Here is an 18,058-nt window from a genome sequence, read left to right as displayed (position 1 = left end):
CCTTTCTATAAACTAGACTGGGGATTCTAGGGAAAAACGTCGATTATTGTTTCTTTTTTTTCTTTTTATCGTCGGATTCGAGATCGGTAATTTTTTGTTGGAAGGACTCAATCAGTGTTTTGGTTTTTTCCAAATCTTCATTTTCGCCTGTAATTTGGAAAATCTTGCGGTTCATCTCTAACATTTCCACAGAATGTTTCAAATCTGTGGAATCTTGTGTAGACATTTCAAATTTTGTCCTATAATCCTGGGCGGCTTGGTTAGCAAGTTCTATGACAAGGTTGAAGTGTTCTTTGCGGATGTAGTAATAAGGGTTTTCCAAATCCTGTTCTTTTTCATAAGCAATGAAATCAAAAAGATTTTTCGTACATGCCGCAACTCTGAAATTGATGTCTGGCCAAGACCATTTCCATTTGGAGTTGGTTCCAAAAGCGGCAGTGGTTTTTTTCATGGCCTGGAGTAGGCCTTTGACAAGGTTCAATCTTTGGGTGGGTGTGAACCTTTCGATTTTTGCGAGTAACTCTTTGTTTTCGGATAACGAACCATCTACGTTGTTTCCGACCGTTTTTTCGATAAAAGAGATCGCATTATAAATTTCTTTTCTAGCAGTTTCTAAATAGTTGTTATTGTTGATTTCCAAAATGGCGGTGGAAAGTTCATTGATCACAATACAGGTGTTAATGGTTTTGATAGAGTTAATGGCAAGGGAGATATTAAAATAAGGTTCCATGTCCTTACTTTTTTTAGCTTGGACTTTGTAGATATTGGCCTCTTTTTTCAGTTCCTCTAGGTAGTTTTTGAAATCTACCAGTTTGTCATTGAAGTCTGCCTTTTTTTCCTTTGTGATCGCCATGGTCTGGTTTCATTTTCGGCAGGTTGGACTCGTTTTGTCCATAAAAAACATCGACCAGCGGAAGATCCTACCGAAACTGGAATAGAATGGACAATTCTCCAAGGAAACAAAGGGATCTACTCGATCTGCTTGACACTTACAAATACATGAACCAGGCAATTTTCTGGGACTTTTTGGATTTGGACGGTCGTTGGGATTTTGCGAACGGTTGGTTGCATTTGAACCATCCGGAGGACGAGTGGAGGGTGAGGGCTTCGGAACAATTTCCCCCCATCCGCCCGGAAGGCACTGACCACTAATCCTTTTGGATTTTCTTTAGGTCAGGCGAGCCTAGATTCCAAGACCAAACCTGGTCTTGGATTTACCAATTAGTAAGTAATTTTTAAGTCAGAGATATCAATAAACTTTCTAAAAAGAAGGCTATTGGTTGGTTTCTTTGTATCAAACACAAGAACTGCTACTTTGTTGAAAGTAAGGAAGTTTGGTCTGTACTGTGTGTAGTGGTGACTCGTAATGTTTGTGCGATACTTGTTATTGTAAATTGTATATGTGTGTTTTGGAAGAGTTTCATGCACTTGGCGTTTTTTCTCATCTTCCGTTTGAGCCACATAGTTATACATTACTTGTTTTTCTTTTGTAGGTCCTGTTTCACCAAACAAAGTGAAGGGAAGAGCTTTTGCATTGTTTTTGCAAAGGTAATCCACAACTTCTGTGAAAGTAGGTTCTGGCATCTCTGCTTCAAATCCAGCATAGTGGCGTTTTTCTACTTCTGCTTTTTTCTTAGCATAAGTTTCTTCACCCCAAATTTCTTTCGCAGTGACTGGAGTTGGCATTACGTTGGAAAAGTATAAAGTTCTATCTTCTTTTTCAGGATCTGACTTTCTCCAAGCAGGATAAGGGATGAGTCGTCTTTCATCTGGATTGGATCTATCGGATTCGTGTCCTGCAAGAACGTAAATCGCGTATTCATTGTTCTCGGGAACTCTAGATTCTAGTTCCACTTGTACATCCAAAAATTCACCTTTTCCTGTATCAGCATGTCGTCTAACAAAGTTTACACTTTTAAGGCGAATTCTTGTATCATACATAGAAAGAGGATACAGGTCGCGGTTGTCTTTGGAGGCAACGGTTCCTTGTGTCCCTTGTGTATTCCCTGTTTCTTGGGCAAAAAGAGCACAAGTGAGTAGGGTGAATGAAATGGCGAATATTGTTTTGTTCATGTTCCGACTACCAATTTGGTTTATACAGATAGTATCGAAGAAATACCCTGGAAAAATTAGGGAAATTAGGCTTTTTTCGGGCGATTGTTCTCGTCTACGAAGACTACCTTGGGTTTGTAATCTGCGGAAAGCTCTTTTTCCACCACCTGGCCATAAGTGATGATGATGACTTTGTCCCCTTTCATCCCAAGCCTTGCAGCGGCCCCATTCAAACAAATGGTCCCCGAACCGCGTTCTCCCACGATGAGGTAGGTTTCAAACCGAGCTCCATTATTTACGTTCACTACGCTGACTTGTTCATAAGGTCTCATTCCGGCCAAATCCATAAGGTCTTGGTCGACGGTGAGGCTACCTTCGTAGTGGAGTTCCGCCTCAGTGACGACGGCTCTGTGGATTTTGCCTTTGCAAACAGTGATGATCATTCTGACCTCTCAAATAAAACCCTAAACATTTTGCCCGATAGATTCAAAAGGCTTTTTTGTACGAGAACATGGATTTTCGTATTGATCCGATCCACAGAAAATGGGATGGCATCAAATAGTGGGGTGACTACGTAGTTTTCGTAGAGATTGGGATAATGGCGGTTTTCATCCACCACACGACCTCGGAAGGCTTCTAAAACCTTCATCATCACCCTCTTTTCTTCCCGAGAAAGGACAAGTCCCTCCATAGGATTTAAGAACCGCAAGCTAAACCCTTGGATTCCATTTCCTTCGATTTTGGGAATGGCATCGATATGGCCTTTTTCTTTCAAAAATAAAAGTGCTTCGTTCAGTTTGACGGGGTAAGGGGAGTCTTCTAAGTGGATATAGTCTCCTCTTGTGATCATCTCCGCATGTTTTTGGAAATGAACACCATCCGAATAGTAGAGGAGTTTCGCCAAATCAAGGCGGGCTCTACCATTGGGTGATTTTTCGAGGATCCAAAGGATCGCATGATAAAGTTTCTCCATCGAAAAGGACTTCCTTCCTACCTGTTTCCTTCGATTGTCTCGTATCTAAGATACGTGAAATTCCAGGAAAATTCCAGGAAAAATCGAAGGGAATCCATGCTCTTTTTAGAACACAGTCCATGTTTAACAGGGGGCATAGGTGCGAAAGCGGAAAATCTTTTGGTTTCCCCGGCTCATCTTTCCGCACTTGGAGTGGAACTTGTCACTTTGCCAAGAGGGGGAGATTTTACGGCCCATGAACCGGGCCAAATCGTTGGGTATCTTCATATTGATTTGAAAAAAAGGAACCTAAGTTTGGGTGATTTTTTACATGCACTAAACGAGAGTTTGGTGACCTCCATTCAGGAAACCTGGGATCTTCCTGTGGAAGAAAATCCAAAAGCCCCTGGTCTTTATACGGCCGAAGAACCAAAACTAAAACTAGTCTCCGAAGGGATTTATGCAAAATCCTATTTCACAAGCTTTGGATTTGCTTTGAATGGAGTGAATAACCTCTCTACCTTTTCTCTCATCAACCCCTGCGGGGCCAAGTCGGAAGATATGACTTCGCTTCTCCGATTGGGAAAAGATAAGGATTTCCCGAAGAAACGAAGGGAATTTGTAGAGAATTTTACTGAAAGATTTATAGACTCACTCCCTTAATTTCCTTTGTATTTTCCTCTGTAAATCTGGCAGTTTGGTCGAAAGGTATAAGGGGGATCTATGAAATATTCACGTTTTTTTCTATCCTTTATACTTTTCTTTTTCCTCTGTGAAACCTTGGCCCTTAGTGCTGTGGTTTGGACATTTTATGAGTCTTTACAAAATGCTCTGACCCAAGAGCAGTTTGTTTCTGACCATAGAGCCAGGGATTTGACCTTGGCTTTGGCTAAAAGTTCGGAACAAAGGCTAAATAACGAAGGTTATATGGAACTAGAAAAAATGTTCCATCGTTATGTAGAACAATCCAAAAATGATCCCGAAGAGTTCTACATCCAAAAGATTAGTTTGTATTCTGTGGATGCCACTCTTCTTGTATCCACAGATACCATTTACACACCAGATGAATTGAAAAAAAGAAAACCGGACGAGAACCTCCTTCATTCCACCTTTTTTAAAAAAGGAATTCGGATGAAAAAATGGGAATGGTCGGAAGCGGAGAACGGCGAGAATCCCATCGTAAATTCCAAACGCGATCCTAAGGTTCGTTCCGGGTTTGAATGGGTTCTTTCTTATTTACCTCTTGCAAAATCAAATACTGTTCGGCTTACATCTCCCCTTTACAAACCGGGAACTCTCGATGTATCGGGACTTGTGGTTTTGGTTTATGAAAGAGGGAACTTAGGATTACTTTTTGAAAACCAATGGAAACTTGTGGAATGGATGGTTTTCAATTATATTCTATTTGCTTTTGTTGTGAGTTTGATTTTGACAGGAGCTTTTGTCACTTATACCATGTTAGTTGCAAGAGATTCTTCTGTAACTCCGAAAGAATCTAAGAACTTACCGCTTTTTGAGAAAAAAACAGTCGAACCAAAAGAAAGTAATTTGGAACCAGTTTTGGATTTAACAGAAAATTCAAATCAAGTTCCTATTCGTAATCTTGAAGTGGGACTTAAGGAAGATGGAAACGAAGTAGAAATCCTTTCGGAAGGCCCATTGGTTTCAGTGGTTCCTTCGGATTCTCACCAAACACCGATTCGCGATGCGATTTTTTTAGGATAGATTATGGAAGCCCAAGATAAAGTATTTTCAATCCAGTTGAAAGGTGGTTTGGACGGATCCAGCGCCGAAGATTTTTATCGTTACTTCGAATCACAATTAAACAAAGGATACCGTAAGTTTTTATTTCAGTTCGGTGCCTTAGATTTTATCACGTCGAATGGAATCAGTATCCTTGTGAAAATCCATAAACAGGTCAGAAAGGTGGGTGCGGTCTACGCCATTTATGGTGTGAAACAAGAAATCGAAGATGTGTTAAGTCTTGTGGGGTTATTTGAAAAACTTCCTATCTTTCGAGGTCATTCCCAAGCGGAATCCTTTCTTTTACAAATGGATCCTAAAGACTCTGGCCCAAAGGAGTCCAAATCTTTGGAAAAAGCTGAGTCTTCAAGTTTGCCGTCGTCCGACCCAAACCGAATCCGTTTTTATTTCACAGGAAAGTCTAAAGATAGAGACTCTGCCACCAGTTCCAAAGAACCAGTTTCCAGGTTGGAATCTTTACCAGAAGAAGAGGGTTTCCGTTCGAAACAACTTACTTCCTCGCCAATGGAATCGGTTTTGGAAGAAAAACTGAATAGCCTTCGGTTGGAAATCAAAGAAACTTTAAACCACGAACTCGAAAGGCGATTTGCCGTTTATAAATCATCGCCGGAAGCAGAGGAAAAACGTGTCACAATCCCGAGTTATATCCAATCGAAAACCAAACAATTGGAGGCTATGGAAAGAATCATCCAATGTGAAGTATGTGGGACAAGGTTACGAATCCATAAATTTGGAAAACACGAATGTCCCGGTTGTGCTACACAGTTCCAAATGAGCCCAAGTGGTTCCATCCGTTTTCTTGAAAAATTGAATCCCCTCTAAATTCTGGTTTTATGACGAAACAATCTGGAGGGAGTGTATCAAGTGCAAAACGGTCACTTGCCCTTTCCTTTTATACTTTTTTATCTCGCATTTTAGGCCTCATTCGTGATCATTTTATGGCTGTTAGTTTTGGAACAGGGATGGTTGCCTCTGCCTTTAGTGTGGCATATCGTTTGCCAAATATGTTTCGTAACCTACTTGCGGAAGGAACTTTAAGCCAATCCTTTATGCCTATTTTTTCTGAATATGAAAAGATGGGTGTAATGGATGCAAGGGTGATGGCCGGAACGGTTCTAAGTTTTCTTTTTCTTTGTTTGTCAGTTTTTGTAGCTCTCTTTTGGTTTTTTGCTGCGGGGTTTTTACCAGCACTAGTAGGCGGATCTCCTGAATACGGAACTCTCGTCGTAGAACTTTCATTAGTTTTGTTTTTCCTCATCATGACGGCAAGTTTGTCTTCGATTTTTATGTCGATCTCAAACTCCCATCATAATTATTTTGTGCCTTCTCTTTCTCCTATCATCCTTAACTTCAGTTATTTGATTGTTTTTATTTTTGTTTTTCCTTTTTACCATGAGATCCGAGACAAAGTATTTCTTCTCGCTTATGGAATTGTTACGGGTGGAGTTTTACAACTTTTAGTCCAAGGGTGGTATGTTTATCAAAATGGATTTGGCCCCATCTTTCGTTTGAATTTCAAACATCCGGCCATTCGGAAAATTTTTAAACTAATGTTACCGGCGGCTCTTGGAGGAAGTTTTTATCAAATTGGATTACTCGTAGATATTTTCCTAGCCAACTACATCCAAAACCAAAACCCAGGGCTTGGGGCTGTAGTGAGTTTGGATTACGCACAAAGGCTTGTCCAACTTCCTACAGGAATCATTGGAGTGGCCCTTGCCACGACCATCTTACCATCACTTTTGAAAGATCTAAGGGAAGGGCGTGAAGAGAATGTCCCTAAAGAAATTGCAGATGTTTTGTCCTTTGCCTTTTTTTTGACACTTCCAGCAAGCATTGGTTTGGCGGTTCTTGGGGAAACGGTTTTGGATTCGATTTATTTCGGGGGCCGTTGGGACCATTTGGCTACGATGACTGCTTTTTATCCTTTGGTATTTTATTCCTTTGCCATTCCCTTTTATAGCATCAATAAAGTATTGGTTTCTTCTTATTATGCTTTTTCGGATACAAAAACACCCTTACGAATCCAACTGGTTTCGTTTTTCCTAAGCATTGTGGTCAGTATCGGTCTTATGTTTTTTTTAAAACATTCCGCCATTGCTTTGGCATCAGCTCTTGCTGCGAGTGTAACTTCTTCACTTTTATTGTTTTATTTGAAATCACACCAAGTGAAAATTCCGTTTCTCACAGTTTGGCTTCGTGTTTTTAAAATGATGCCAGCCCTTTTAGGACTTCTTGTTTGGCTTCTTATTTCCGAGTGGGTAGGAAAACCTGTGCTCGTGACTTACTTGACGAATGAGTGGGGGTTCGGTTTTGCCAATGTGAGTCGGATTTGCCTTTTGGTTTCTATCCTTCCAGCAGTGATGATTTATTTTGCCACTGCAAGTTTTACAGGGATACCTGAATCAGAAATCATCCTTGGAAGGTTCCTTAAGAAAATTCGAAAAAAATCGATACAACCATAATCTAGATAGATTTGGTTTTTTATAAAAGTCAATAGGCCTTAAGTATAACTCATATATTCTAAGTTATACTTAAGATTTATTCTTTAACCTTACTTCGAAAGTTTGGAAACAACTCCTTCACAACGAACACAAAGTTTGCCTTCTGATTCAGAAACATGGCGCCAACATCTCGGACATTCGTGGTGGCGGGGTTTACGAATTTGGATGGAATCTTTTTCTCCTTTCCATTCGGAGAAAACTTCGCTAATTTCATTGCGATCCAAGGATACTTCTGATACCACAAAGAATAGGCTCAGGTCGTCTTTAGTAAACTTTGTATCTTTCAAAGTTTCTCCGGAGATTAGTACTTCAGCTTCGAGTGACTTCCCCAGTTTTCCTAATTTCCTTGCTTCTTCTAAAGCTTTTTGTACCACTTCCTTGGTTTCAAAGACAGGTGCAAATTGGGATTCTAAGTCGGAATCGAGTAAGGTAGATAAGTCTGAAAAATCAGAATAAAATACAGAATCTTTTAATCCAAATTCTGCCCATACTTCTTCTGTAGTGAAAGAAAGGATGGGGGAGAGGAGTTTGGTTAAAGTTTCCAAAATGACTGCTAACGCATACTCAGAAGATTTTCTGGTTTTAGAATCTTTGGCATCACAGTACATTCTGTCCCGGATGATTTCAAAGTAATCTTGTGATAAATCTACTGTGCAGAAAACCAAAACTCGATGATAAACTTGGTGGAAGTGGTAGTTCTCGTAAAGTTTTTTGACATCCTCATTTAGTTTTGCTAATTTATGCAGATAATACCTGTCAATCGGCTCTAAATCTTCTTTTTTGAGATTCCACTTGAGTGTTTCTGCCTTTGTGTTTCCTAAAAGATAACGGAACGTGTTTCTGATCTTACGATAGGCTTCGGCTACAGTTTTGATGGAATCTTTTCCAATTTTGACATCGTCTCGGAAATCTTGGGTGGAAACCCAAAGCCTAAGGATATCGGCTCCGAATTGGTTGATGATGTCTGTTGTGGGATTGATTACGTTTCCAAGGGATTTGGACATCGCATGCCCTTTTTCATCTAACACATAACCATGGGTGAGGACAGATTTGTAAGGAGGTTTTTTTCTGATGGCCATAGAAGGCCAAAGAGAAGATTGAAACCAACCTCTATGTTGGTCAGATCCTTCCAAATATAAATCTGCTGGTTCTTTGTCCAAAGAATCACCAAACACGGCAAAGCTGGAAACTCCAGAATCAAACCAAACATCTAAAATATCTTTGTCTTGTTTTAGGTCATCGGAACCGCATTTGGAACATTTGGTTCCTTCGGGCAAAAGGTCTTTTGCATCCCTTTCATACCAAACCTCGATCCCTTCTTTTTTGACAATTTTGATGAAATGTTCAATGGTTTTATCATCAAGGTGAGTGAACCCACAAGACTTACAAGTGAACGATGGGATGGGAACTCCCCAGTTCCTTTGTCTCGACAAACACCAGTCAGGTCTAGATTCCACCATGGAACGGATGCGTGTGATCCCCCAATCCGGAATCCATTGGACTTTGTCGATGGCTTTAAGAGAATCTTCCCTGAGCCCCGCATGATCGATCGAAAAAAACCATTGTGGTGTTGCCCGAAAGATCAAAGGTTTTTTACTCCTCCAACTATGAGGATAGGAGTGAGTGAATTCAGAGAAGTGGACTAGGGCATTTTTTTCTCGGAGAAGATCTACAATTTTAGGATTGGCATCCCAAATTTTGATCCCCTTCATCATTTCGAATTCGTCCGTATAACGGCCGTAATCATCTACTGGAGAAAGGGGAGGAAGGCCTGCTGCTGTTCCCACACGGTAGTCGTCTGTTCCGTGACCGGGAGCTGTGTGGACACAACCTGTTCCCGCATCGAGTGTCACATGGTTTCCGAAAAGGGGAATGGATTCACGATCGATAAACGGATGTAAGAAGGTCATTTTTCCAAGTTCTGCACTCGTTAAAGATTTGATCTTAGTGAGTGTGATTCCTGTTTTTTGTTCCACTGCTTCTTTGAGTCCATCAGCAAGGATGAGCCTTCCGTGTGTATCGGATTGAAAAATAGAGTAGTCCAAATCTTCGTTAAAACAAATCGCAAGGTTTGCAGGGAGTGTCCAAGGAGTCGTGGTCCAAATCAGGCAATAGGTATCTTTTTCTCCCTTAACGGCAAACTTTACATAGATGGAAGGGGAAACATGATTTTGGTATTCGATTTCTGCTTCTGCATGAGCCGTTGCTAAATCAATACACCAATATACAGGTTTTTTTCCTTTGTAGATATATCCTTTTGCAAATAGAGATCCAAATACTTCTACGATCCTTGCTTCAAATTCTGGAGCCATCGTTAGGTATTTATGATCTTCTTCCCAGAAACATAAGAATCGGTTTAAGTCTTCGCCTTGTTTCCCTACAAATTCTGCTGCATACTCACGGCATTTTTTTCGGAGTTCACTCGGACTTGTGTTCCTTGCTTCTTTTCCAAGATTCTTTAACACCTGTACTTCGATGGGGAGACCATGACAGTCCCAACCAGGAATCATATCGGTTTGGAAACCAGAAAGGGTTTTGGATTTAACAATGATATCTTTTAGAATTTTATTGAGAGAGTGGCCTACATGGAAATTTCCATTGGCGTAAGGGGGCCCATCGTGTAATACAAACGAAGGTTTGGATTTACGAATCTCCTTCATGGTTTGGAAGACTTTTTTCTCTTTCCAAATCTTAATTTGACCTGGTTCACGATTTGCCAGGTCGGCTTTCATGGGAAAGTTGGTCTGCGGTAGGAGAACCGTTTTAGAATAGGGATTTTCCGTTTCTGGTTTGGCCATATTAAGACCAATGTTTGGGGTCTAGGCCAAAGAGAAAACGGAAAAAATATCTTTAAGTTCTTAGAGTTTGACTCGAACTTTCGGGAGTTCGTCCCGAAGTCTCACCACATCCGATTTTTCCAGTAGGGTTTTTTGCAAAACTAGATGTTTTAGGTGGTTTAACTTTGCCAGGTTTTTGGGGAGAGTTTTGTATTCTCGCATGAGAGTGAGGTCTAAAATTTCTAAATGTGGAAGTGCGGCAATCACTTCCACATCAGCTTCTGTTAGTTGCACTTTGGTTTCGTCTAGGGCCAAGGTTTTTAGATTTTTCAAACGACTGATGACAGCGGGAATTTCCTTCAGTTCTGTCCTTCCTAGTAACAAAACTTCCAAGTTTTCTAAGTTCCCGATTTCTTCTGGTAAAGTTTGGATGGGGTTTCCAAAAAGATTTAAAATCTTTAATTGTTTGAGATTTCCAATTTCTTTAGGGAGAACTTGTAATGAATCGTATTGGAGAGTGAGTTCTTCTACCTTTGTTAAATTCCCAATGGATGCGGGTAAAACTCCAAATTCTTTGTTGGAAAGATTGAGGACACGGTCTTCTTTATGTTCTAAAATCCATTCTTCCGCATTTACTACTTTTTTATTACATTGTAAAACTAGGGAGGTGAAAAAAAGGACTGTCAGTGTTTTGTAAATAAAAGACTTCATAAAACCAATTTTATCATTTCAGATATTTATTATAGCCAAATTCTAATTCTCGAATGATAAACTGGATGTAATCCATTTGGTCACGATCTGATTTATAGATACTTGCTTCCTTTCTATAATACTCAGCGAGTTGTGTTCTAAATAAAATGGTGCGAAAGTCTGCTTTGGAAAGGATCAGTTCCTTAGGTCTGTTTTTTAATTGGATGGCTTCAGGAATTTTCATCACTACAGAGATTTGTATGATGGCGTGTTCGATCTCTGCTACAATTTTGTTTACATCCTTTTTCCCATCGGCAGGTGGCAGTTGGACTTTGATATCTTCCACACAATCTTCGATATGATTTCGTAACCTTTTGAAATCATAAACCTTCTCCGCGATGCTATTGAATTTTTTGGGATAAATGAATCCTTCTGCTACCTTGGCGATACCTAGTGTTCGATTTTCTTTGGGAGATGTTGGTATCTGTTTTTCTTGAACTTGTTTTGGTTTATTGTCATTCCGATAGAGATAACCAAGGGAAAGGCCCACAAGGAAACTAACCATAAATCCACTGACTATGTATTCCAAAGAACCGATGAGTAGCGAAACCACTGTGGTTAAAGATGCTAATGCCAAAAAACTAAAAACTCCAATGGGAACATGAAATTTTTCTTGGAGCGCCGAAAAAGAAATTCTTGGTTCATTGGAACGGGTTGGGTTGTTATCCGTTTCATCTTCTAATTCTTTTTCTGGAATTTCTTCTTTGTCTATATTTTCATCTGATCTATTTTTAAGAATCACACGGATTTGGTCGAGTATCGGAAGTTCGTTTCGATAATTAGAATCTGTTTTTGCAAGTGTTAGGGTATTTGCCTCTACCTTAGAAAGTTTTTTTTGGTCTAAGGCAAAAAGAATATGAAAGTTATCTTCTTTCATTTCCAAACAACCATAGGTTTCAGAAAGAGAGGTTACAATTTTTGCGATTGCCTTTGTTACCTCTGATTCATTTTTGAGTCCAAGAGATTTTATCTCCGATTTTAAATCTAATTTTGTAAGGGTGAGAGTATTTGCCGTATTGTCTTCAATTTTTGTTCCCAGAAATTTGATGAGTGTTGTGACGGCTTCTTCTGCATCTTCTTTTTTTTGTTCTTTCAAACGTTTGGATAGTTTATCCAAAATGATAAGGCTTTCTCTTGTAGAGTGACCCACTCGTTTGCCTTCATCGGTTGTGATTTTATCAAAAGGAAATTCTTGAAGGAGGTTTGTGATCTCGGGAACAAAACTAACGCCTGTTTTTAGAAGTGCTTCTGTTGTTCTCGGAATTTTTGATTCTAAGTCCAGGAGTTTGTCTAAAAAACCGGAGTATTTGTTTTCATTGCAATATTTTTTCAGATAAGGAACGGAGAATATTTTTAATCCATCCAGTTGGACTGCGAGATGACGCGCATACTCAGGGTTATGTGATCCATTTGGTAAAATGAGATGGTATCCTGGGATGATTTCCACAAGTTTTGCTGTTTCTTTCCCTCTGGAAATCACATCCATCACAAAGTCTTTCATAGGAATGTAACCAAAAGTTTCCATGGTTTTACGAATCATGGATTCTAGTTCACTTTCATAACTGAGTTTGGTGGGAAAAAAATAAGTATTACCTTTTTGGTCAGAACGAACAAGGCCAGCACCCGGGTTTTCTTCTTCTAGAACAAATTCCCGGCCAGCCCTTGATTTCAAAAGTTGGTCAATCAAATCAATACTGTATTTGAAACAAGCTCTGCGAAAAGGAACAATATCAGTTTTTTCTTTGTTTTGTGGAGCAATCATACTCACACGCATGGTCAGTTTTTGATCTACAGATAAAAGGAAGGGATAAAAATACACAACGGCTTCTTTGTTGTGTTCTGTTAGGCCAGCAAGTTCCTTGAATGCTTCGGCGATGGCTCCTTGCGATTTATGTGAATCTGTGAGTTGGACTTGTTTAGAGAGTAGCTCCGGAATGGAATCAACTGTGAGTAACAGGGAGGGAGTGATTTCGGCACTACCGTGCATTTCCAATCGTCTATGACGCACTCGGAGTTCTTCTAAAATTGCCTGCGAAGTCATGGAGTAACTCGCGATGTTTTTAGGCAAAGGAATGAAAAACGAAGGTTCTGTCGTTTCACCAGTGAGTGGTGTTTCTGAATTTGTGGGATCTGAGAATGGTTCCAAAATATACCTTCTTGCGAACAGTATCAAAACCTATTTTCCGTAAATCAAGAGAGAAAGTTTTGTCCCGAGGGTTTCCTTTCTTGAAAAGGTATGTTAATCATGTCAAATTTGAGAGTAAAATATTTCCTTATTTATCATCTAGGTCTGACTTTCGATGACACATCTTTCTTTTTTTTTCGTCTATTTGTTATATGCAAAATAGATTGGCCGCGGTTCTACTGGAACGCCAAAAAAAAGTAGATACATTTTTTCTCTGGGCGATCCTTGCTCACACTCCCCTTGTTTTTTTTCTCTCACTTGGCTATGGCGCAACGTTCGTTGTTACTTTATCCGCCATTGTTCTTTCCTTGGTGTCCTTTGTTTTTTACCGGTTAGGTAGGGGTTCCTTTTTTTTAAGAGCATGGAATGGGGCAACTCTCATGATGTTCAGCGCCATCTTGATCCAGGCCCAATTTGGCCGGATCGAAATGCATTTTCATGTATTCAGTGCTCTTGCCATTTTGTTTGTTTATGAAGATTGGAGAGTCCTATTTGTGGCGGCTCTAACAATCGCTATACACCACTTAGTTGGTAATTATATTCAAGAATTTGGAACAGTGATTTTTGGAACCAAGGTGATGGTTTATAGTTATGGAACTGGCCTAGATATTGTTCTCACTCATGCATTGTTTGTTGTTTTTGAAACAGGAATTCTGATTTATTTTTCTTATCGTTCTGTTATGGAACTTCGAAAACAAATCGAAACACAATCCAATTTAGAAACAGTAATTTCTGGAGTGACAGAGGCAATCGATAAGGCATCTTCTGGAACCAAAATATTTGTCGAAAACTCTGAACTGATTTCTGAGAAAGTGCGTGAGTTTGAAACTTCTTTTAAAAACCAATCTTCATCTATTGAAGCCATTTCTGCTGCCACGGAAGAAACAGCCGCGTCCAGCCAATTGATTTTGGAAGGATCCAATCGCCAAATTAAAGAAGTAAAAGCCGTTGAAGAATTAAATCATAACTTATTTGTTTTAAGCCAAGGATTTGTGACTTCACTGGACGTGATGCGAACTAAAATCCAAGAGTCCGCGGACAGTGTCAAAAAAACAGAAACCGAATTTACTGGGCTTTATCAGTCAATGGAAGTGGCGGTGGATGATTCTGAGAAGATGGAAGAAATTTTAGAACTCATTTCTGACATTGCCGAAAAAGTCAACTTACTTTCGTTAAATGCATCCATTGAAGCGGCTCGTGCTGGTGATGCGGGAAGAGGTTTTGCCGTGGTTGCTTCTGAGATCTCTAAACTCGCCGACTCGACAGCGGAAGCCACAAAGAACATTTCTTCTATCTCTGGAAAAATCAAATCCGCTATCCAAGTCAGTTTCAGACAATCCAATCAAATCAATCAAACGGTTCAAAGTTTTGTGAAATCCATTCTGGCATCAGAAGTAGGGATGGGGGAACTCACTGCACAAATTACGGGAACTCTTTCTGCCTTTGAAAGACAAGAAAATGCTCTTGCTACCCTGGATCAAATTGCACAAGAAATGCAAGTTTCCAGTAAGGAACAATCCACAAGTATGGATGAGATATCGAATTCAATCATTGATTTGAATGTCAAAACACAAACAAATTTAGGAACTAGTTCTAAAATGATTTCTCTTATTGAAAAAGGAAATGTGATCTTTCATGGCTTAAAGGAATCGGTAGAAACTTTGGCTGCTATGATCGGACATGACAAAAAATAAAACCTTTTATCAGAATCTTGGACTTTTGTTTTTAGGAAGTTTTTTACTCCTTACTTTAAGTTTGGTAATCGTTCATTTTAGCGGAAAAAGCCGGTTTGTCGATTGTACATTTTGTTCGGAAAAATTTGAGAAAGAACCAAAGGATACTTGGATTTGGATTTATCCTGGTCTTGTGGGATGTGGCAAAAAATGTCCCTTGGCCTTAGAGGCTCTCCGTCGTTTTAAAGAAAAATTTCCAGAGGTAAAAACTTCGTTTTATTTTTTAGTTACCGATCCGAATGAATCAGAAGAAGATATAGGATCTTATTTATCCTATTATAGAAAAAGTTTAAATATCCAAGCCCTTCGTCCAGAGACAGACGAAGAAATTGGTTTGTATCAAAGGTTAGGTGCTTATTTGCCCGTTCATCCTTCACTAAAGAAGAGAGACGAACACGGAACTCAGTTTTTTCTAATTCCACCCAATCGCGACGTTTTGTATTTGATACCGAAATTGGGGGAGAAGGAATGGTTGGAAATTCAGAAAGAAATAGAATCTAATACTAAATCACAAGGATTAATGGATCATGTGGTAAACTTCTTTCATTTCTTCACGAAGTAGTTTCATTTTGTTCGGAACATCTGGGTGGGAAATATCTTCGGGATTCAAAAGGTAATTTTCTGGCCCTAGTTCTTTTATCATCATTTTTGTTTGCCAAGTATTGTCTTGAGGCATATTGATGTCTGAAAGGAATGTATAATTTCTTTTGAGTTCTGGTTTTACAAAATCCAGAATGGAATTAAAATGGTGATCGTTATAAATTTTTCTTCCATCCGCCAAACGGGTGTACCCACGAACAACATAATCAATATAAACGACATCACATTCAAAGGCTTCAAATAAAAAATTGATGGAGTCTAGGGGAATGATCTCTCCGCAAGTAGAGATATCGATATCGACTCGAAAGGAACAAATTCCGTCTGGATCAGCGGCATCCGGATAGGTGTGAACCGTGATATGTGATTTGTCTAAGTGCATACTCACTTGTGTAGAAGGGATTGGATTTCCACCACCTTTGACATCACTCATAAGAACCATAGCAGATGCACCTACAGGATCGTAATCTTGTGCAGAAACAGAAAGGATATTGGCATCAATGCGTTTTACAATCTCTTTAGAGATTTCTGTAATTTTGCTAGCATTGTATTTGTCATGGATATAACTTACGTATCTACCCTTTTGATCATCATCGAGAGTGATGCAAAAATCGTAGAGGTTAAAACTCAAAACTTTTGTGAGATTATTGAAACCGGAAAGTTTGATTTTTTCTTTATCCATTGTCACCTGCTTGTATAAAGAACAGAAATTCGGCATTTCGGTGAGAAGCAACTGAAATAACGAGGCAGTTTTAGAAAAGTCATGGAAAACAAAATGGAATGGTGGAAACAAACTTCAATTTACCAAATTTACCCTTGGTCCTTTCAGGATTCGAATGGGGACGGGATCGGCGATTTACAGGGCATTCTCGGGCGATTGGATCAAATCCAGGATTTAGGTGTGGAAACCATTTGGTTTTCGCCCTTTTATCAGAGTCCAGGGCAAGACTTTGGATATGATATCTCCGATTACACCTCCATTGACCCTCGGTTTGGTACGATGGAAACTTGTGATCGCCTCATAAATGAAATCCACAAACGAAAGATGAAAGTAGTTCTGGATATGGTGATGAATCATACCTCAGACAAACACCCATGGTTTTTAGAATCTAAATCTTCTAAAGAAAGTTCCAAAAGAGATTTTTATATTTGGAGGAAGGGAAAAAATAAAAAACCAAACAATTGGATTTCTATGGTGGGAACTCCTGGTTGGAATTATGATAAATCCACTGATGAGTTCTATTATAGTAATTTTTTATCTTTCCAACCGGATTTGAATTATCGTAACCCAAAGGTCAAAAAAGAGATGTTTGGTGTTCTTGATTTTTGGTTAAAAAAAGGTGTGGATGGGTTTCGTCTCGATATCTTTAATTCGATTTATAAAGATGAAAGTTTTAAAGACAATCCTTTTAGTTTCAGATTTTTTCCTACACCAGATAACCATGATGAGGCGTTCTTTCAGAAAAAACAATACAATCTAAATTTACCCGAATCATTCCAATTTGCAAAGGAAGTTCGTAAACATATTTCCAAATACAAACAAAAACCATTTTTGGTTGGAGAGGTGAGTGGGTCTGATTCCGTTCTTAAATCCTTTTTAGGTGAAAAGGCCGATGGTTTAAATTTGGTATTTCAATTTGAATTAATTCATTTTGAATACAAATCAAAATTTTTTATAGACCTATTGGAGAAAAATGAGAGAGAATTTCCTGCACCATTTACCCCCACTTATGTTTTAGGAAATCATGACCAAAGACGGTATATTGATCGGTTAGGTGGCGACCTTCGAAAAGCAAAAGTTCTTTCCGCGTTTCAGTTTTTAGCTCGTGGGATTCCTGTTGTTTATTATGGAGATGAAATTGGAAGGCAGGAGGGCCGGATTTCCAATTTTTTGGGAAAAGATCCCATTGCCAAAATGAATCGTTTTGTTCCTTTATTTTTATCTAATTTACTCGGGATTTATATCAATAGAGATAATTGTCGTCTGCCAATGTTATGGGATGATAGTAATGAGGCAGGATTCACAACAGGAAAATCATGGTTGCCTGTTGGAAAATTTAAGATTTCTGATACAGTTAGCGGCCAAAAGAAAAAGGAAAATTCTCTTTGGAATCATTACCGCTCCTTATTCCATTTGAGAAAAGGAAATTCGGTCATCAAAGAAGGAAACTTAGAAACCAAATCGAGCAGTCATTCTGATGTTTTATGTTTTGAGAGGAAACTAAAGGAAAAGGTTGTGGTCGTGTATTTAAACTTTGGAGAAGAGAATGGAAAAGAGTCCATTCCCAAAGGATCAAAGTTGTTGTATCAGTTTGGTGGGGCTGAAGTTAAGGGCGGAGACCTCCAATTGGTTGGTCACTCAGGAGCTGTTTTTGAATTTGGATTAAGGAAGTAAATGACCGTTTAAGTTTAGAATTTTTAAGATTTTAAAAACTTGTGGGTTTACATTGATCAGATACAAATTCACTCCTTGTTTTCGGTAGATCATTTTTTTGTATAGTAGGAGTCCTAGTACCGAAGAAGATACTTCTTCTACATTAGAAAAATCTAAGTAGAGGGAGGTGACACCCTTTTGGAAGATATTTGTCATGTCCTCTTCTAGGCTTGCCGCAGAGTAAACATCCAATTGATTGGATTCGATGCGATAACAATTTTCCTCTATCGTTTTTGTGACCATGTTGTCCCTCACAAAACAATGAACGGTAAAAGGAAAAAATACCTTAGGGTCTCTCGAATAAAAAACG

16 protein-coding genes are annotated in these 18,058 nt (G+C 39.1%); 7 read left to right on the top strand and 9 right to left on the bottom strand.

What is annotated here, in order from left to right; all coding sequences use genetic code 11:
* Positions 1-43: 43 nt before the first annotated feature.
* The 4 genes from EHQ16_RS09770 to EHQ16_RS09750 form a co-directional block, all read right to left on the bottom strand.
* Entirely contained in the window at positions 44-853 is an 810-nt protein-coding gene (locus EHQ16_RS09770) for a hypothetical protein (RefSeq protein ID WP_135636024.1), read from the bottom strand.
* 368 nt (positions 854-1,221) lie between these two features.
* A complete protein-coding gene (locus EHQ16_RS09760; protein ID WP_135636026.1) occupies positions 1,222-2,073 on the bottom strand; it encodes a hypothetical protein in 852 nt (283 codons plus the stop codon).
* A gap of 65 nt (positions 2,074-2,138) precedes the next feature.
* Positions 2,139-2,495 (bottom strand): aspartate 1-decarboxylase, encoded by a 357-nt coding sequence (panD, locus tag EHQ16_RS09755; RefSeq protein ID WP_135636028.1) that lies wholly within the window; start codon positions 2,493-2,495, stop codon positions 2,139-2,141.
* Positions 2,492-3,025 (bottom strand): type II toxin-antitoxin system antitoxin SocA domain-containing protein, encoded by a 534-nt coding sequence (locus EHQ16_RS09750; RefSeq protein ID WP_135636030.1) that lies wholly within the window; start codon positions 3,023-3,025, stop codon positions 2,492-2,494. The genes panD and EHQ16_RS09750 overlap by 4 nt, the downstream gene beginning before the upstream one ends.
* Between EHQ16_RS09750 and lipB the strand changes: the two genes are divergently transcribed.
* Genes lipB through murJ form a run of 4 tightly spaced genes read left to right on the top strand, consistent with a single transcriptional unit; the run spans position 3,008 to position 7,233 of the window.
* Positions 3,008-3,667: a lipoyl(octanoyl) transferase LipB gene (gene lipB, locus EHQ16_RS09745; RefSeq protein WP_135636032.1), complete on the top strand. Its 660-nt coding sequence runs from the start codon at positions 3,008-3,010 to the stop codon at positions 3,665-3,667. The two genes, EHQ16_RS09750 and lipB, sit on opposite strands and share 18 nt — an antisense overlap.
* 60 nt (positions 3,668-3,727) lie before the next feature.
* Positions 3,728-4,729: an LIC_12071 family protein gene (locus EHQ16_RS09740; RefSeq protein WP_135636034.1), complete on the top strand. Its 1,002-nt coding sequence runs from the start codon at positions 3,728-3,730 to the stop codon at positions 4,727-4,729.
* Between the two features lie 3 nt (positions 4,730-4,732).
* A complete protein-coding gene (locus EHQ16_RS09735; RefSeq protein WP_135636036.1) occupies positions 4,733-5,590 on the top strand; it encodes an STAS domain-containing protein in 858 nt (285 codons plus the stop codon).
* 11 nt (positions 5,591-5,601) lie between these two features.
* Complete coding sequence (gene murJ, locus EHQ16_RS09730) at positions 5,602-7,233, top strand: murein biosynthesis integral membrane protein MurJ (RefSeq protein WP_135636038.1); 1,632 nt, start codon at positions 5,602-5,604, stop codon at positions 7,231-7,233.
* Between the two features lie 89 nt (positions 7,234-7,322).
* Here the strand turns inward: murJ and ileS are convergent, their stop codons facing one another.
* Genes ileS through EHQ16_RS09715 form a run of 3 tightly spaced genes read right to left on the bottom strand, consistent with a single transcriptional unit; the run spans position 7,323 to position 12,945 of the window.
* A complete protein-coding gene (ileS, locus tag EHQ16_RS09725) occupies positions 7,323-10,070 on the bottom strand; it encodes an isoleucine--tRNA ligase (protein ID WP_135636040.1) in 2,748 nt (915 codons plus the stop codon).
* Between the two features lie 60 nt (positions 10,071-10,130).
* On the bottom strand, positions 10,131-10,760 hold the full coding sequence (locus tag EHQ16_RS09720) for a leucine-rich repeat domain-containing protein (RefSeq protein ID WP_135636042.1): 630 nt from the start codon (positions 10,758-10,760) through the stop codon (positions 10,131-10,133).
* Positions 10,761-10,773: 13 nt separating this feature from the next.
* A complete protein-coding gene (locus EHQ16_RS09715; RefSeq protein ID WP_135636044.1) occupies positions 10,774-12,945 on the bottom strand; it encodes a hypothetical protein in 2,172 nt (723 codons plus the stop codon).
* A 203-nt stretch (positions 12,946-13,148) separates the two neighbouring features.
* Here EHQ16_RS09715 and EHQ16_RS09710 point away from each other — a divergent pair, with 203 nt between their 5' ends.
* The gene (locus EHQ16_RS09710) at positions 13,149-14,678 is read left to right on the top strand and encodes a methyl-accepting chemotaxis protein (protein WP_135636046.1); all 1,530 of its coding nucleotides are present in this window, start codon (positions 13,149-13,151) and stop codon (positions 14,676-14,678) included.
* Positions 14,665-15,279: a hypothetical protein gene (locus EHQ16_RS09705; protein ID WP_135636047.1), complete on the top strand. Its 615-nt coding sequence runs from the start codon at positions 14,665-14,667 to the stop codon at positions 15,277-15,279. The genes EHQ16_RS09710 and EHQ16_RS09705 overlap by 14 nt, the downstream gene beginning before the upstream one ends.
* On the opposite strand, the gene speD is transcribed toward EHQ16_RS09705, so the two are convergent.
* Positions 15,235-15,996: an adenosylmethionine decarboxylase gene (gene speD, locus EHQ16_RS09700; RefSeq protein ID WP_135636049.1), complete on the bottom strand. Its 762-nt coding sequence runs from the start codon at positions 15,994-15,996 to the stop codon at positions 15,235-15,237. The two genes, EHQ16_RS09705 and speD, sit on opposite strands and share 45 nt — an antisense overlap.
* 81 nt (positions 15,997-16,077) lie before the next feature.
* Between speD and EHQ16_RS09695 the strand changes: the two genes are divergently transcribed.
* Entirely contained in the window at positions 16,078-17,709 is a 1,632-nt protein-coding gene (locus EHQ16_RS09695) for an alpha-amylase family glycosyl hydrolase (RefSeq protein ID WP_208742278.1), read from the top strand.
* Here the strand turns inward: EHQ16_RS09695 and EHQ16_RS09690 are convergent.
* A complete protein-coding gene (locus EHQ16_RS09690) occupies positions 17,698-17,991 on the bottom strand; it encodes an STAS domain-containing protein (protein WP_135636051.1) in 294 nt (97 codons plus the stop codon). The two genes, EHQ16_RS09695 and EHQ16_RS09690, sit on opposite strands and share 12 nt — an antisense overlap.
* Positions 17,992-18,058: the final 67 nt, after the last annotated feature.

Source organism: Leptospira kanakyensis (assembly GCF_004769235.1).
GTDB lineage: Bacteria > Spirochaetota > Leptospiria > Leptospirales > Leptospiraceae > Leptospira_A > Leptospira_A kanakyensis.
Note: the sequence above shows the minus strand (reverse complement) of the source record. Positions and strands in the feature narration are given on the sequence as shown.